The 15,203-nt window shown below is 63.8% G+C and carries 14 protein-coding genes and 1 pseudogene; 8 read left to right on the top strand and 7 right to left on the bottom strand.

All coding sequences use genetic code 11. From position 1 onward, the window contains the following. The first annotated feature begins 44 nt into the window (after window positions 1-44). Together nrdR and D4765_RS12870 are read left to right on the top strand one after the other, a co-directional pair. The gene (nrdR, locus tag D4765_RS12875) at window positions 45-563 is read left to right on the top strand and encodes a transcriptional regulator NrdR (protein WP_136642710.1); all 519 of its coding nucleotides are present in this window, start codon (window positions 45-47) and stop codon (window positions 561-563) included. 7 nt (window positions 564-570) lie between these two features. Beyond that, window positions 571-1,608, top strand: coding sequence for a quinone-dependent dihydroorotate dehydrogenase (locus tag D4765_RS12870; protein ID WP_136642709.1), 1,038 nt, complete (start codon window positions 571-573; stop codon window positions 1,606-1,608). A 202-nt stretch (window positions 1,609-1,810) separates the two neighbouring features. On the opposite strand, the gene D4765_RS12865 is transcribed toward D4765_RS12870, so the two are convergent. Further along, entirely contained in the window at window positions 1,811-2,380 is a 570-nt protein-coding gene (locus D4765_RS12865) for a DUF3043 domain-containing protein (protein ID WP_136642708.1), read from the bottom strand. A gap of 50 nt (window positions 2,381-2,430) precedes the next feature. Here D4765_RS12865 and D4765_RS12860 point away from each other — a divergent pair, with 50 nt between their 5' ends. From D4765_RS12860 to D4765_RS12840, 5 genes are all read left to right on the top strand, one after another. Then, a complete protein-coding gene (locus tag D4765_RS12860) occupies window positions 2,431-3,864 on the top strand; it encodes a dipeptidase (RefSeq protein WP_136642707.1) in 1,434 nt (477 codons plus the stop codon). 108 nt (window positions 3,865-3,972) lie between these two features. After that, window positions 3,973-4,341: an iron-sulfur cluster insertion protein ErpA gene (gene erpA, locus D4765_RS12855; protein ID WP_136642706.1), complete on the top strand. Its 369-nt coding sequence runs from the start codon at window positions 3,973-3,975 to the stop codon at window positions 4,339-4,341. Window positions 4,342-4,595: 254 nt separating this feature from the next. After that, window positions 4,596-5,483, top strand: a complete 888-nt coding sequence (gene ctaC / locus D4765_RS12850; protein WP_136642705.1) for an aa3-type cytochrome oxidase subunit II — start codon at window positions 4,596-4,598, stop codon at window positions 5,481-5,483. Window positions 5,484-5,492: 9 nt separating this feature from the next. Next, window positions 5,493-7,199 (top strand): aa3-type cytochrome oxidase subunit I, encoded by a 1,707-nt coding sequence (gene ctaD / locus D4765_RS12845; RefSeq protein ID WP_136642704.1) that lies wholly within the window; start codon window positions 5,493-5,495, stop codon window positions 7,197-7,199. Between the two features lie 4 nt (window positions 7,200-7,203). Continuing rightward, the gene (locus D4765_RS12840; RefSeq protein ID WP_136642703.1) at window positions 7,204-7,620 is read left to right on the top strand and encodes a cytochrome c oxidase subunit 4; all 417 of its coding nucleotides are present in this window, start codon (window positions 7,204-7,206) and stop codon (window positions 7,618-7,620) included. 116 nt (window positions 7,621-7,736) lie between these two features. On the opposite strand, the gene D4765_RS12835 is transcribed toward D4765_RS12840, so the two are convergent. The 5 genes from D4765_RS12835 to ctaE all read right to left on the bottom strand — a co-directional run bounded on the left by D4765_RS12835 (window position 7,737) and on the right by ctaE (window position 13,796). Beyond that, window positions 7,737-9,392, bottom strand: coding sequence for a hypothetical protein (locus D4765_RS12835; RefSeq protein ID WP_136642702.1), 1,656 nt, complete (start codon window positions 9,390-9,392; stop codon window positions 7,737-7,739). 122 nt (window positions 9,393-9,514) lie between these two features. Beyond that, window positions 9,515-11,191: a cytochrome bc1 complex cytochrome b subunit gene (gene qcrB / locus D4765_RS12830; RefSeq protein WP_136642701.1), complete on the bottom strand. Its 1,677-nt coding sequence runs from the start codon at window positions 11,189-11,191 to the stop codon at window positions 9,515-9,517. After that, the gene (gene qcrA, locus D4765_RS12825) at window positions 11,188-12,285 is read right to left on the bottom strand and encodes a cytochrome bc1 complex Rieske iron-sulfur subunit (protein WP_136642700.1); all 1,098 of its coding nucleotides are present in this window, start codon (window positions 12,283-12,285) and stop codon (window positions 11,188-11,190) included. Before qcrA ends, qcrB begins: the two co-directional genes overlap by 4 nt. Before the next feature lie 54 nt (window positions 12,286-12,339). Next, window positions 12,340-13,131 (bottom strand): cytochrome bc1 complex diheme cytochrome c subunit, encoded by a 792-nt coding sequence (gene qcrC / locus D4765_RS12820; RefSeq protein ID WP_136642699.1) that lies wholly within the window; start codon window positions 13,129-13,131, stop codon window positions 12,340-12,342. 50 nt (window positions 13,132-13,181) lie between these two features. After that, complete coding sequence (gene ctaE / locus D4765_RS12815) at window positions 13,182-13,796, bottom strand: aa3-type cytochrome oxidase subunit III (protein WP_237280418.1); 615 nt, start codon at window positions 13,794-13,796, stop codon at window positions 13,182-13,184. A gap of 119 nt (window positions 13,797-13,915) precedes the next feature. Between ctaE and trpD the strand changes: the two genes are divergently transcribed. Continuing rightward, window positions 13,916-14,968, top strand: a complete 1,053-nt coding sequence (gene trpD / locus D4765_RS12810; RefSeq protein ID WP_136642697.1) for an anthranilate phosphoribosyltransferase — start codon at window positions 13,916-13,918, stop codon at window positions 14,966-14,968. A 103-nt stretch (window positions 14,969-15,071) separates the two neighbouring features. Here trpD and D4765_RS12805 read toward each other — a convergent pair. Continuing rightward, window positions 15,072-15,203, bottom strand: a pseudogene (locus D4765_RS12805) (aquaporin); the annotation flags it as partial.

The raw sequence follows: 15,203 nt of genomic DNA, 5'->3' as shown, positions 1-15,203 counted from the left end.
GTTCGGCGCCGAGCCGCGGCGGTGACCGGTAAACTTGCAGCACCATGTATTGCCCGTATTGCCGGTACCCAGATTCCCGCGTCGTCGACTCGCGCACCACTGACGACGGCGTTGCCATTCGACGTCGGCGCCAGTGCCCCGACTGTGGCCGACGCTTCAGCACCACTGAGACGGCGAGCCTCAACGTCATCAAACGGAGCGGGGTCGTGGCGCCGTTCAGCCGCGAGAAGATCATCAACGGAGTGCGCAAGGCCTGCCAGGGGCGCCCGGTGACCGACTCCGACCTCGCGGTGCTCGCGCAGCGGGTCGAAGAGACCGTGCGCTCGACGGGTGCTGCGCAGGTTGAGGCGAACGACATCGGCCTGGCCATCCTGCAGCCGCTTCGCGAACTCGACGAGGTCGCCTATCTGCGCTTCGCCAGCGTCTACCAGGCGTTCGATTCGCTCGACGACTTCGAGGCGGCCATCACGCTGCTGCGTGTCGAGCACGATACGGCGGCGGGTGCCGCGGGCGGTTCGAACGGCCCGGGCGGCGCAGCCGGCTCGAAAGCGTCGGCCGAGTAGCGTGGGGTTGTACAGCCAGCTTTTTCGTCATGTTCTCGCGCGCCTCGACCCCGAGCAGGCCCACCATCTCGCATTCGACGTAATTCGCGCCCTGCCACGCACCGCGCTCGGCGAGTATCTCCGCCGCTACACCGCGCCAGCGCCGCAGCTGCGTGTTCACACTCTCGGGCTCGAGTTCGAGTCGCCGTTCGGTGTTGCCGCCGGGTTCGACAAAGACGGCCGGGCGATCGTCGGGCTAGGCCAGCTGGGCTTCGGTCACGTGGAGGTCGGCACGCTGACCGCCAAGGCGCAGCCGGGCAACGAGCGCCCCCGTCTCTTTCGCCTCGTAGCCGACCGCGCCGTCATCAACCGCATGGGTTTCAACAACGGGGGAGCGGCCGCTGCGGCCCTCCGCATCGCGCAGACCACGTCGGCCCGGTGGCGACCTATCGTCGGCGTCAACATCGGCAAGAGCCGGGTGGTCGACGTCGCCGACGCCATCGACGACTACCGTTCGAGTGCGCGCGCCCTGGCACCCGTCGCCGACTATCTCGTCGTGAACGTCAGCTCGCCGAATACGCCGGGGCTCCGCGGGTTGCAGGAGCTCGACAAACTCGCACCGCTCCTGACGGCCGTGCGCGAAGAGTCGGGCACCGTTCCCCTGCTCGTGAAGATCGCGCCCGACCTCAGCGACGACGAGGTGCGCCGCATCTCCCAGCTCGCGGTCGACCTCGGCCTCGACGGAATCATCGCCACCAACACCACCATTCTGCGCGAAGAGCTGGGGCTCGTCAGCGATCCGGCCCTGATCGCGGCGGCCGGTGCGGGCGGGCTCGCCGGCCCCCCGCTCGCCGCTCGCTCGCTCGAGGTACTGAAGCTGGTGCGCGCCGTCGTTCCCGCCGACATGTGCGTCATCTCCGTCGGCGGTGTCGAAACCGCCGAAGACGTCGCCGAGCGCCTCGCCGCCGGTGCGACCCTCGTGCAGGGCTACACGGCGTTTCTCTACCGCGGGCCGCTCTGGGCGCGCGAGATCAACCGCGGCCTCGCCCGGCTCCTCCCCGCCTGAGCGGCCCGCCTCCACCCGACTTCCGCCCTGTTCGCCTCACCCCGCCCTGTTCGCCGCGCGCGTCCGCACCGCGGGTTCCCCGCTCCTCCGCGTTTCGCGCGGCGCTGTGGTGCCGGCAGAGAGCCACGACGCGCGTCGACACGAAGAAGCCCCCCGGATCTCAGGATCCGAGGGGCTTCTTCGTTACGGCTATGGGGCCCGTTCAGGCGGGAAACTGGCCGCGCTTCACCTGCGGCTTCGGCAGGCGCATGGGCCGCAGCTGCAGGGCGCGCATGGCGCCGTACCAGCGGAGACCACGGTCGGCCGAACCGAACTTCGCGGCGAGACGCTTGTTGATGCGTGTGCCCATCACGAAGATGTCGACAACGACGATGAGCACGAAGGCGTAGAGCACGAGCATGAGGTAGGTCTGGATGCTCGTGTTCGGCACCAGCGTCAGCAGGATCACCCCGAACATGACGGGGATGATCACTTCACCGATGCTGAACCGAGCGTCGACGTAGTCGCGAACGTACCGGCGCTGGGGGCCGCGGTCGCGGGCCAGCAGGTACTTCTCTTCTCCTGCCGCCATGCCGATGCGGGCACGCTCACGGGCTGCCTGGGTCTGCGTCTTTGCGCTGCGGGCCGCTTCTTTGCGGTCGCTCGGCACCAGCGGGCGCTTGCGAGCGTCTTCGCGCTCTTTGCGGGTCGGGGTCGCCCGACCCTTGCCGACGTGCGAAGCGTCGCTTTCTGGAGCTTCGATTACGGGTGTTTCGCGCTTGGCCACAGTCATTCCTCGAGTTCGGCGGGCCACGTTCGGGCCTGCCCGTTAAGATTACCCGTATGACCGAACAAGAGGGCACTTCGGTGCAGAAACACAGCCTGTCGAGCGAACGCGAGGCGGGTATCCGCTCATCTGTTGCAGCAGGGCTGCCCGTGGCCGTTGCCGATCTGAGCGACCTGGTGCGCATTCCGTCGGTGTCGTGGGACGGCTTCGACGCGTCAGCAGTGGCGCAGAGCGCCGAGGCTGTTGCGGCACTCTTCGAGGCGACGGGCGTCTTCGATGCGGTATCGGTGAAGCGAGCGAACACCGAGACAGGGGAGGCGGGCCAGCCTGCCGTTCTGGCAACCCGCACCGCCCGCAACGGCAAGCCCACCGTGTTGCTGTACGCGCACCACGACGTGCAGCCTCCCGGCAACGACGCCGACTGGAACTCGCCCCCCTTCGAACCGACCGTACGCGGCGACCGCCTGTACGGCCGCGGCGCCGCAGACGACAAAGCGGGTGTCGTCTCGCACGTGGCCGCTGTGCGCGCCCTCGCCGAATCGTATGGCGACGACCTCGAGCTCGGTCTTGTGGTCTTCATCGAGGGCGAAGAAGAGTTCGGTTCGCGCTCGTTCGCCGACTTTCTCGAGCAGAACCGGGAGGCGCTGGCCGCCGACGTCATCGTCGTCGCCGACTCCGACAACTGGAACATCGACACTCCGGCCCTCACCATCAGCCTGCGCGGCAACGTCACCCTGAAACTCACCGTCTCGACGCTCTCACACGCCTCGCACTCCGGCATGTTCGGCGGCGCAGCGCCCGACGCCATGCTGGCGACCATCCGGCTGCTGTCGACACTGCACACGACCGACGGTTCGGTTGCCGTCGAGGGTCTTACTTCGTCGGGCGAGGCCGTGCCCGAAAGCTCTGACGCCGACTTCATCGTCGACGCTGGGCTTCTGCCGGGGGTCACGCCCATCGGCACGGGCCCCCTGCTCGGCCGCCTCTGGGCGAAGCCGGCCATCACGGTCACCGGCATTGACGCGCCCAGCGTTCAGAACGCGTCGAACACGCTGCAGCCGCAGGTCTCGGTGAAGATCAGCGCGCGCATCGCTCCGGGTCAAGATGCCCGGGCCGCCTTCGAGGCCCTGAAGACGCACCTCTATGCCAACGCCCCCTTCGGTGCCCACCTCGAGATCAGCGACGTCGACACCGGTCAGGCATTTCTCGTCGACACCAGCGGATGGGCGGTGGCCGAGGCCAAGCAGGCCATGGCCGACGCCTGGGGAGTCGACCCGGTCGAGACGGGGGTCGGCGGCTCGATTCCGTTCATCGCCGACCTGGTGCGTGTCTTTCCCGAGGCGCAGATTCTCGTCACCGGCGTCGAAGACCCCGACACGCGGGCGCACAGCCCGAATGAATCGCTGCACCTCGGCGTGTTCAAGCGGGCCATTCTCACCGAAGCGCTGCTGCTGTCACGGCTGGCAGAGAAGCGGCTCACCGATTTCTGACCCCGATTCGGAATGATTGCCCGACTTCGCAGGTTGGAGGTTTAGGATTTCAGTAATTCTGGTCACCCGTGCCGGGCATCCGTGCCGGTCACCCGTAAGGAGACACTCATGAGCGACACCATCACCCTCGCACCCGAGGTGCAGAGCCCCGCGCACAAGGTCGGTCTCACCGACGCCGCCGCGCTCAAGGTCAAGAACCTGTTGAACCAGGAGGGTCGTGACGACCTGCGCCTGCGCGTGGCCGTGCAGCCCGGCGGCTGTTCAGGCCTCATCTACCAGCTGTACTTCGACGAGCGCCAGCTCGACGGCGACGGGGTCGTCGACTTCGACGGCGTCGAGGTCATCGTCGACAAGATGAGCGTGCCGTACCTCGAGGGCGCCACCATCGACTTCGAAGACACCATCCAGAAGCAGGGCTTCACCATCGACAATCCGAACGCCGGCGGCAGCTGCGCGTGTGGCGACTCGTTCCACTGACTCCTGCTCTTACCTCATTCTGCTGCGGCCACACGCCGCGGTAAATTTTTCTACGTCAAGTAGAACCCTTCTTCATCACTCGATGGGGCTGCCAAATGGCGGCCCCATCGGTGCTTTAACCCGATTCACATGCGCGAGTGAGCAGTTTCTCAGGTGAGTCGTGAGACATTGCCGCTGAAATCGACGCGTTAGGCTAGGCAGGGTCAAATACACTTGACACAAGATTTGCCAGCAGTAGTTCCGAAGGGTTACAGGTGCGCTCGAACCGACGTCTTAGATGGGTCGCCATCCCGGTGATGGTAACCATGGGTCTGCTGCTTGCGGGCTGCTCGCAGCAGCAGCTGCAGGGCTTCCTGCCAGCAGAACCCGGTACCACCAACAACACCGACAAGGTCACGGGCCTCTGGGTCACGTCGTGGATCGTTCTCCTCGCCGTGGGAATCATCACCTGGGGCCTCACGATCTGGGCCGTGGTCGTGTTCCGTCGCCGCAAGGGCCAGACGGGCCTGCCCATCCAGCTTCGGTACAACATGCCCATCGAGATCTTCTACACGATCGTGCCGCTCATCCTGGTGCTCGGCTTCTTCGCCTTCACCGCGAAAGACCAGGCCGACATCGAGCAGCCCTACGCGCAGCCCGACCAGGTCATCTCGGTCTACGGCAAGCAGTGGGCCTGGGACTTCAACTACGTGAACCAGAACGTCTACACGGCGGGTGTGCAGGCGCAGGCCGACCCCAACGACGCGAACGGCGCGCTCGTTGAGAGCCAGATCCCCACGCTCGTTCTGCCCGTCGACAAGAAGATCACCATCGAGCTTCACTCCCGCGACGTCATCCACTCGTTCTGGGTCATCGACTTTCTGTACAAGAAAGACATGATCCCCGGCAAGACGAACTACATGTACGTCACGCCTGAGCGAATCGGAACATACGCTGGCAAGTGCGCCGAGCTGTGTGGCGAGTACCACTCCGACATGCTGTTCAACGTGAAGGTCGTGTCGCAAGCCGACTACGACGCGTACACGGCTCAGCTTGCGGCTGAAGGCAACACTGGCCAGCTCGGTGACGACTACAACCGCAACACAAACCTCCCGGGCACCACGTCTCCGCTCGCGGAGTCGACCAGCAGCAGCGCGAAGTAGAAGGCGACGATGACGACCCTAACCGCCCCCAAGACCACCCCGGTCGAACGTAAAGGCAACGTTCTGGTCAAGTGGATCACCTCCACCGACCACAAGACCATCGGGTACATGTACCTCATCGAGTCGTTCATCTACTTCTGCCTCGGCGGAGTGATGGCACTCGTCATTCGGGCTCAGCTCTTCGAGCCCGGTGAGCAGCTGCTGGCAACCAAAGACCAGTACAACCAGCTCTTCACCATGCACGGCACCATCATGCTGCTCATGTTCGCGACACCGCTGTTCGCCGGTTTCGCCAACGTGCTCATGCCGCTGCAGATCGGTGCTCCGGATGTCGCGTTCCCGCGTCTGAACGGTCTGGCTTTCTGGCTCTACACCTTCGGCTCGGCCATCGTGGTCGCTGGGTTCCTCACCCCCCAGGGCGCTGCGTCGTTCGGCTGGTTCGCCTATGCGCCCTTGTCGAGTACAACGTTCACGCCGGGAGACGGCGGGAATCTCTGGGTGTTCGGGCTCGTGCTCAGCGGGTTCGGCACCATCCTCGGCGCGGTGAACTTCATCACCACCATCATCACGATGCGTGCCCCCGGTATGACCATGTTCCGCATGCCCATCTTCACTTGGAACATCCTCGTCACGTCCATTCTCGTTCTGATGGCCTTCCCTGTTCTCGCCGCTGCGCTCTCGGCGCTCGGCGTCGACCGCGTGTTCGGTGGTCACATCTACGACGCGGCCAACGGCGGTGTGTTGCTCTGGCAGCATCTCTTCTGGTTCTTCGGGCACCCCGAGGTGTACATCATTGCGCTGCCGTTCTTCGGGATCATCTCCGAGGTTCTGCCGGTCTTCAGTCGGAAGCCCATCTTCGGTTACAAGACGCTCGTCTACGCGACCATCTCGATCGCCGCCCTCTCGGTCACGGTGTGGGCTCACCACATGTACGTCACCGGTTCGGTGCTGCTGCCGTTCTTCGCCCTGATGACCATGCTCATTGCGGTGCCGACGGGTGTGAAGATCTTCAACTGGGTCGGCACGATGTGGCGAGGCTCGGTCACGTTCGAAACGCCCATGGTGTGGGCGATCGGCTTTCTCATCACCTTCACGTTCGGTGGTCTCACCGGTGTGATCCTGGCATCGCCGCCGCTTGACTTCCACGTGTCTGACTCGTACTTCGTCGTCGCGCACTTCCACTACGTGGTGTTCGGTACCGTGGTGTTCGCCATGTTCTCCGGCTTCTACTTCTGGTGGCCCAAATGGACCGGCAAGATGCTGAACGAGAAGCTGGGCCAGTGGCATTTCTGGCTGCTGTTCATCGGGTTCCACACCACGTTCCTCATCCAGCACTGGCTCGGAGTGGTGGGCATGCCCCGTCGCTACGCGTCGTATTCACCCGACGACGGTTTCACCTGGATGAACCAGATCTCCACCGTGGGCGCCTTCCTGCTGGCCTCGTCGATGATCCCGTTCTTCTTGAACGTGTACATCACGGCCCGAAACGCTCCGAAAGTTACCGTGAACGACCCGTGGGGCTACGGTCGCTCGCTCGAATGGGCTACCTCCTGTCCGCCTCCTCGCCACAACTTCACCTCGATTCCTCGTATTCGCAGCGAATCTCCTGCATTCGACTTGAACCACCCCGAGGCCGGCGTGCCGGTCGGAGTGGGCCCGGCGAGAGATGCGCCCGACGCACCGACGTACGACATTCAGACTGAGAAGGTGAAGTAGTACCGTGCGCGCCAATATCAACGTCTTCTGGATTCTTGCGGGCTTCTTCATCCTCGCCGACGCGGTCTACGTGTTCTGGTCGCTCGTGTCGTACGGCAAGGTCGAGTGGGTCGGCACGCTGGGTATAGCGCTCGGCGCTATTCTCGGCGCGTTCCTCGCGTTCTACCTCGGCCGCGTGCACGGTGCCCAGGGCGGCGAGCTGCCCGAAGACATGACCGACTCGAACATCGACGATGGCGACCCTGAGATGGGTTTCTACAGCCCGTGGAGCTGGTGGCCCATCGTTCTCGGTGGTTCGCTGGCGATCTTCTTCGCCGGCCTCGCCGTCGGCACGTGGATCTGCTTCATCGGTGTGTCACTCATCCTCATCGCCATCATCGGCTGGACCTATGAGTACTACCGGGGCTTCTTCGCCCGCTAGAGCCGCTTTCAGGCACGAAAGAAGCCCCCGTGGGTATCCTCAACCGGATGCTCTCGGGGGCTTCTTCGCGACTTCTCGACAAACGAGCCGAGAAGTCGTCTCTCAGCCGCTGACCATCACGGCGCCGAGGTCACGTTGACGGTGAATGCGGCGTCTCTGGATGCTCCGTTGTTGTCTGCTCGAAACGTGAGGCTCACCGGGCCGGCGTGTGCCGGGTCTGGCGTGTAGGTAGCCGTGCCCGAGACCGGGTCGATCGCGCTGAGCGTTCCGAACGCCGGAGCCTCGACAATGCTGTAGTCGAGCCCCGCGATCTGTCGCCACCCGGCGACAGGGGCAATCCAGCAACGCAGCTCGATGCGCACCGGTGTCACTGTATCGGTGGTTGTGCCCGACGTGGCACAGCCCGGCATCAGGTCAGAGACGTGAACGGTGAGCGTGAGGTCGGGGGAGGGCAGGCCGAACGCGTCTACCGCCTTCACCGTCACGTGGTCGGTGTAGTCGCCGTGAATGACGTCGATCGACTGGAAGTGCAGGTTGCCCGCTCCATCGAACCACGCGCCGCCCTCGGCTGCGTTCGACGTGACCGTCGAGGTGAGGTGGTCACCACTTTCGACTCCGTAGAGGTCGACGTCTTCGTCGGAGAACAGCGAGCTGGCTGGGATGACGGTGTCGACTCCGCGCACGGCCTCAATCGTCGTCTGCGGCTTCGCCTCCGGTGCGTATCGGTTGCGGATGGCGACGTAGAACGGCCACGATGTGGTGCCGTCGGCAGCGACTGCCCATGCCTGCACGGTGACGTACTGGCCCTGGGCGGACTGCGGGGCGTCGTAGACGATGCTGCCGTCTCCCGGTCGCACCGTGGGGATGCCGAGCGCCGGGTCGGTGTACAGGTGACCGATCTCGAGACCAACCGGCGCAACGTCGGCAGACGCATCGCACGACACATCGGCCACCGAAATGATGGTGGCGATGCCGAATCCGCCATCGCGGGCCTGCCCGGTGCAGAGCGGTACCGGCTGCTCGTCTCCGGCGGGTGGGGCGAAGTCGGCGATGCCTGTTGTGTCTATGGTGGGTCGCGAGCGTGACTGCCGTTGCTTCGTGAACGTGCAGACAAAGGTCGCGTCGCTGCGTTTGCACGACGAAATGCCACCCCGGCTGAGGGTGAAGATGGCCTGCGTGATGTCAGCTGCCGAAGACATCACATCACTCGTGAACGAGATGGATACACCGGTCTGAACGAACATGCCGGGCCCCATCTTGCCCGTGATCGGTTCTACTGCCGCAAGCTTTGCGAGATCTTTCGCCGTCGTGAGCGTCACCCGGTCGAAGGTGTCGACGCTAGACCCGGTTCGAAAGACATCGAGGGTCACCGGGGTCTTGGCACCCTTCGTTCCCGCGAACGGGTTGATGAAGTCGGTCGGCTCGTCGGGCGACGATTTGTCACCGCCCGTGGATTTGTCTCCGCCCTTCGATGACCGGGCGCCGCCTGCTCCGCTCGAAGAATCCTCTCGCGGAGTCATCCCGGGCAGGGGCAGTCGAAAGCCCGGCGGTGTGGGGCGTGGGGTGGCATCTTTTGGTGCAGGCTCGTAGATCACCAATTTGCCCGACGAGTCGTCGAGCGGCCCACCGCCGGTGCTGGGATCGTCTACCGCACCGCCGCCGCCGTGCCAGCCGCTCGGCTCGTCAGCAAATGCAGCGGCCCCGGAGCCGAGCCCGCCCAGCACGACAGCGGCGCAGAGCGTCGTTGCCAGTAAGAACTTTTTCGTTGTCATGCCTGTAGAGATGCAGTTGGCACTGAATGCTTACGGCAGAACGAAGAAGTCCCCCTCCCGATGAGGGAGAGGGACTTCTGACACAGCGTTATTTTGCCGCGTTACAGGTGCTGCGGTACTGCCTAGTGGTGTTGCGACTGGCGCTCGACGTCGGTCTTTCGAACCGGGGCGATGCGATCTTCGAAGAACCAGTTCGACATGCGACCACGCAAACGCTGGGTCTGCGTGATCTTGCCGCGAGCGTTCGGGCGGATCATCAGCGGCTTGTACTCGTTGAACGACACCAGCTTCCATCGCTCATACTCGTCGACGTCTTGGTGAACCTCGATGTACTCGCCACCCGGCAGTCGAACGATACGGCCCGACTCGAAGCCGTGCAGCGCGATCTCACGGTCTTTCTTCTGCAGAGCGAGACACACTCGCTTCGCGACGAAGTACGCAATGATCGGGCCGAGGATGACCGTTGCCTGGATCGTGTGGATCACGGCCTCGATCGACAGCTGGAAGTGTGTAGCGATGATGTCGGAGCTCGCCGCGGCCCAGAGGGCTGCGTAGAACGTGACACCGGCGGCACCGATGGCCGTGCGGGTGGGAGCGTTGCGCGGGCGGTCGAGGATGTGGTGCTCGCGGCGATCGCCGGTCACCCAGCCTTCGATGAACGGGTAGATCAGCACGGTGACGATGAACAGACCGAGCACCGCGATGGGAATCAGAATGTTGAACGAATACGTGTGGCCCCAGATGACGGCCTCGAGTCCCGGCGGAATGAGCCGCAGAGCACCATCGGCAAAGCCGATGTACCAGTCGGGCTGGGTTCCTGCCGAAACAGGGGAGGGGTCGTATGGCCCGTAGTTCCAGATGGGGTTGATGGTGAAGAACGAAGCGATCAGCGCCACGATGCCGAAGACGATGAAGAAGAATCCACCGGCCTTGGCTGCGTAGACGGGAAGCACCGGGTAGCCGATGACGTTCTCGTTTGTCTTGCCGGGGCCCGCGTACTGCGTGTGCTTGTGAACCACGACGAACACCAGGTGCAGCGCGATCAACGCCACGATGATGGCCGGCAGCAAAAGTATGTGCAGCGTGTACAACCGCCCCACGATCTGTTCGCCCGGGAATTCGCCGCCGAAGATCAGGTATGACAACCAGGAGCCCGCGAACGGTACACCCTTCACCATGCCATCAATGATGCGGAGGCCGTTGCCCGAGAGCAGGTCGTCAGGAAGCGAGTAGCCCGTGAAGCCTTCGGCCAGAGCCAGGATGAACAGAATGAACCCGATGACCCAGTTCAGCTCACGGGGCTTCCGGAACGCGCCGGTGAAGTAGATGCGCAGCATGTGCAGGCCGATGGAGGCGATGAACAGCAGTGCAGCCCAGTGGTGGATCTGGCGCACGAGCAAGCCGCCGCGAATCTCGAACGAGATGTTCAGAGTCGACGACATGGCCGACGACATCTCGACACCCTTCAGGGGCACGAAGCTGCCGTCGTACGTGACGGGAGCCATGGATGCCTGAAAGAAGAATGTCAGGAATGTTCCGGTCAGAATGATGATGACGAAGCTGTACAGCGCCACCTCACCCAGCATGAACGACCAGTGGTCGGGGAAGATCTTGCGACCGAACTCCTTGACGACAGCCGAGATGCTCGTGCGTTCGTCAATGTAGTTCGCTGCGATCGACGTGAAGCGAGCGGATGGTGCGTTGGAGATCTTCGGGGCTTCGGCCTGGGCCGGTGCCTCGGTGGGGCCCGACTCGAGAGGGCCGGGGCCGGGGGCGGTGCTTCTTTCGATGGTACTCATGAACGCTCCCAGAAACTTGGGCCGACTGGCTCGTGAAAGTCACTCTGTGCAATGAGGTAGCCCTCGCCGTCGACCGTGATGGGCAACTGGGGCAGCGGCCGCTTGGCCGGGCCGAAGATGACCTCACACTCGTTGTTCACGTCGAACGTGGACTGGTGGCAGGGGCAGAGAAGGTGGTGTGTCTGCTGTTCGAACAGGGCCACCGGGCAACCGACGTGCGTGCAGATCTTGGAGTACGCGACGATGCCGTCGTAGTTCCAGCTCTCGCGGCCGGCGCTGACGTTGAGGTCAGCAGGGTTGACCCGCATGAGCAGTACGGCAGCTTTCGCCTTCTGCTCGAGCCGGTCGGGGGCGTCGTTGAGACCCTCGGGAATGATGTGGAAGGCCGAGCCCAGTGTCACATCGGAGGCCTTGATGGGAAGGCCGGAGGGGTCGAGCGTGAGGCGTGCGCCAGCTTTCCACATGGTGTGGGAGAGCAACTCTGACGGCACCTCGTTCTGCGGGCCAAGGCCGCGGAAGAGAATGACCGCCGGCAGCGGAAAAGCCACCAGCGCGCCGATAAGGCTGTTGCGAATGAGCGAACGACGGCCGAAACCCGACTCGACGTTGCCCTCGTGGAAGATCTCCACCGCACGAGCTCGTACCTCGTCGCTGCTGCGAACGGGGTGACGGATGTCGATGCCCTCTTCGTCGTGCATGAGGGTCTTCGCCCAGTGCACCGCGCCAAGGCCGATGCCCATGAGCGCCAGCGTGATGCCGAGGCCGAGGAACACCGTGTTCAGTCGTACCGAGCCAGGGTCATTCGCGTTGATGGGGAATGCCATGTACGCCGCGATGGCGAAGATACTGCCGGCGATCGACAGGTAGAAGAGGGTGTAGACCTGCCGTTGGGCGGTGCTCGCCTTCTTCGGGTCTTGGTCGGTGACTCGCTTGCGGTGCGGCGGAAGACCCGGGTCGGGGAGGTTGTCGTCACTGATGACGGCCAGACCGCCCGAGACCTGCTTCGACGGTACGAGGTCGCGGTCGAGCGACAAGCCGCCTGCCCCAGACGAGGTGGCAGCGAGATCCTTACCGCTGCTGTCGTCGTGTGCCATGGTGTTCCCTTTCGAGCCTAAAGAATGTGTTGCAGGAGATGCGGGGCGAGGGTTCTAGTTCGACTTTGCTGTGAGCCAGATTGTCATTGCGACAACCGCGCCGATGCCGAAGATCCAGATGAACAGGCCCTCGGCCACCGGGCCCAGGTTGCCGAGGTCGAATCCGCCCGGCGACGGGTTGTTCTGCAGGTACTTCAAGTAGGTGATGATGTCGCGTTTGTCTTCGGGGGTGATGTTGTGATCGTTGAAGACGGGCATGTTCTGCGGGCCGGTGAGCATGGCTTCGTAGATGTACTTCGATTCCACCCCGGTCAGCTCGGGTGCGAACTTGCCCTCGGTGAGCGCGCCGCCCGCGCCGGCCACGTTGTGGCACATGGCGCAGTTGATGCGGAACAGCTCACCACCGTTTGTAGCGTTACCGGTGTTGGTCAGCTGGTCGTCGGTCGGCACGGCCGGGCCGGGTGAGAGCGAGGCGACGTAGGCGGCGAGTGCGGCGGTCTGGTCTGCCGTGAACTGTGCCGGCTTCTGCATGGCCTGCGGGCCCTGCATGGCGAGCGGCATGCGCCCGGTACCCACCTGGAAGTCGACGGATGCTGCACCGACGCCGAGCAGGCTTGGGCCGGCTGCGGTGCCCTGCAGGTTCATGCCGTGGCAGGTGGCGCAGTTCGATGCGAACAGCTTGCTGCCTTCATCGACCGTGGTCTGTGACGAGGCCGTGTCGGTGTTCGCTGTCGCCGTACTGGTGAACAGGGCATAACCGCCGCCGGTGAAGGCCAGCCCGATCGCGATCAGCACGACGGTTGCAAGCGGGTGCCGTCTGTTCGCTTTCTTCGAAGTGCGGGCCATTCTCTCAACTCTCTTTTGGGGCAAAATCTTTCGGGCCACGACGGACGCTGCTACTTCAGCACGTAGATGACGAGGAACAGGCCGATCCAGACCACATCGACGAAGTGCCAGTAGTACGACACGACGATGGCGCTGGTGGCCTCACGATGACCGAAGTTCTTGACGCCGAAGGCGCGACCGATCATGAGGAGGAAGGTGAAGAGACCGGCGGTGACGTGCAGGGCGTGAAAACCGGTGGTCAGGTAGAAGGCCGAGCCGTAGGCCGACGACGAGAGGGTGATGCCGTCTTGAACGAGGTTCGAGTACTCCCAGACCTGGCCGGAGACGAAGAGTGCGCCCAGAACATAGGTGAGGAAGAACCACTCGACCATGCCCCACTGCGTTGGCTTCCAGCCCGTAGCGCGCGCCTGCAGTCGCTCGGCGGCGAACACTCCGAACTGGCACGTGAACGACGACGATACGAGAATCAGCGTATTCACGGTTGCGAACGGTACGTTCAGATGACCGGTCTCGGTACTCCACAGTTCAGGAGACGTCGAGCGCAGTGTGAAGTAGATGGCGAAGAGGCCAGCAAAGAACATCACCTCGCTGCCGAGCCAGACGATCGTGCCGACGGCCACGACATTGGGCCGCTGCACCAGGGGCGCGGTGGGAGTTTGGGTCATCGAGTTGCTCGTCACAACATCCATTATGTCCGATTTCTTATCGCGCGTTGGGCATTTACACACTCTGTAGAACTCGGGCCCGGCGTGTCTTCCCTCAGCAACGCTTTATGATCGCTGATATGGCACCCGAACAGAGTTGGTCTCACATAATCTCATCGCTTCTCGAGGCGAAAGACCTCTCGGTGGCCGACGCCACATGGTCGATGAACGAGATCATGGAGGGCTCTGCGACACCTGCTCAGGTAGCCGGGTTCCTGGTGGCCCTGCGGGCGAAGGGCGAGACGGTCGACGAGGTCGTCGGTTTTCGGGATGCGATTCTCGAGCACGCGATGCCGCTGGTGGTCGACCCGTTCGCCCTCGACATTGTGGGCACCGGAGGTGACCGATTCGGCACCGTGAATGTCTCCACAATGGCGTCGATAGTGGCATCCGCCGCCGGCGTGCCCGTCGTGAAGCACGGCAACAAAGCCGCTAGCTCACTCGCCGGCTCTTCTGATGTGCTTGCTGCCCTCGGGTTGAACCTCGATCTTGAGGGTTCTGAGGTGGCTCGAGTACTGACCGAAGCCGGTATCACGTTCGCGTACGCCGCCAAGTTCCACCCCGGTTTTCGGCACGCCGGCGCGGTTCGCCGCGAGCTCGGAATTCCGACGGTGTTCAACTTTCTCGGCCCACTCTGCAACCCGGCTCGGCCCGAAGCGTCTGTTGTCGGGGTGGCACAGCTCGACCGCGTTCCGCTCTTTGTGGGCGTCTTTCAGACCCGCGGAGCGACCGCGCTGGTTCTTCGGGGCGATGACGGGCTTGACGAACTGACCACAACAGGGCATAGCCACATCTGGGAGGTATCGAGGGGTGCTGTGACCGAGCACGACCTCGACCCGCGTGACCTTGGCATCGCCCGCGCGCGCATCGATGATCTTCGCGGCGGCTCACCCGATGCGAACGCCGAGACGGTGCGGCGCGTTCTTTCGGGAGACACCGGGCCCGTGCGAGACATCGTGCTGCTGAACGCGGCGGCGGGCCTCGTCGCCTTCGACCTGGCCCGCGATCCGTCGGAGTCGCAGCGCGGCATCGTGGAACGTTTCGCCGCCCACATGCTCACCGCCGCCCACGCTATCGACTCGGGCGCCGCCGCCGCCAAGCTCGACCTCTGGGTCTCCGCCACCAACCGCTGACCATCTCCGCGTGCTGCCAGGCTCTGTTCGAAGGGCAGCGGGAGTCGAAAACGCCCCAAAACAGAAGTCTTGGGGCGTTTCTTCATTCAGCGAGGAGGTGGGGTTATGTGGTGAGGATGGGGAGGAGTGGGCCGGCGACGAGGCCGGCGATGACTCCGCCGATGATGGGGCCGACGACGGGTACCCAGGAGTAGGACCAGTCTGAGGGGCCTTTGCCTTTGATGGGGAGGAAGGC

The sequence above is a fragment of the Subtercola vilae genome (assembly GCF_004923255.1).
In the GTDB taxonomy this organism is placed as follows: domain Bacteria; phylum Actinomycetota; class Actinomycetes; order Actinomycetales; family Microbacteriaceae; genus Subtercola; species Subtercola vilae.
This window is presented reverse-complemented; position numbering and strand designations above follow the sequence as displayed.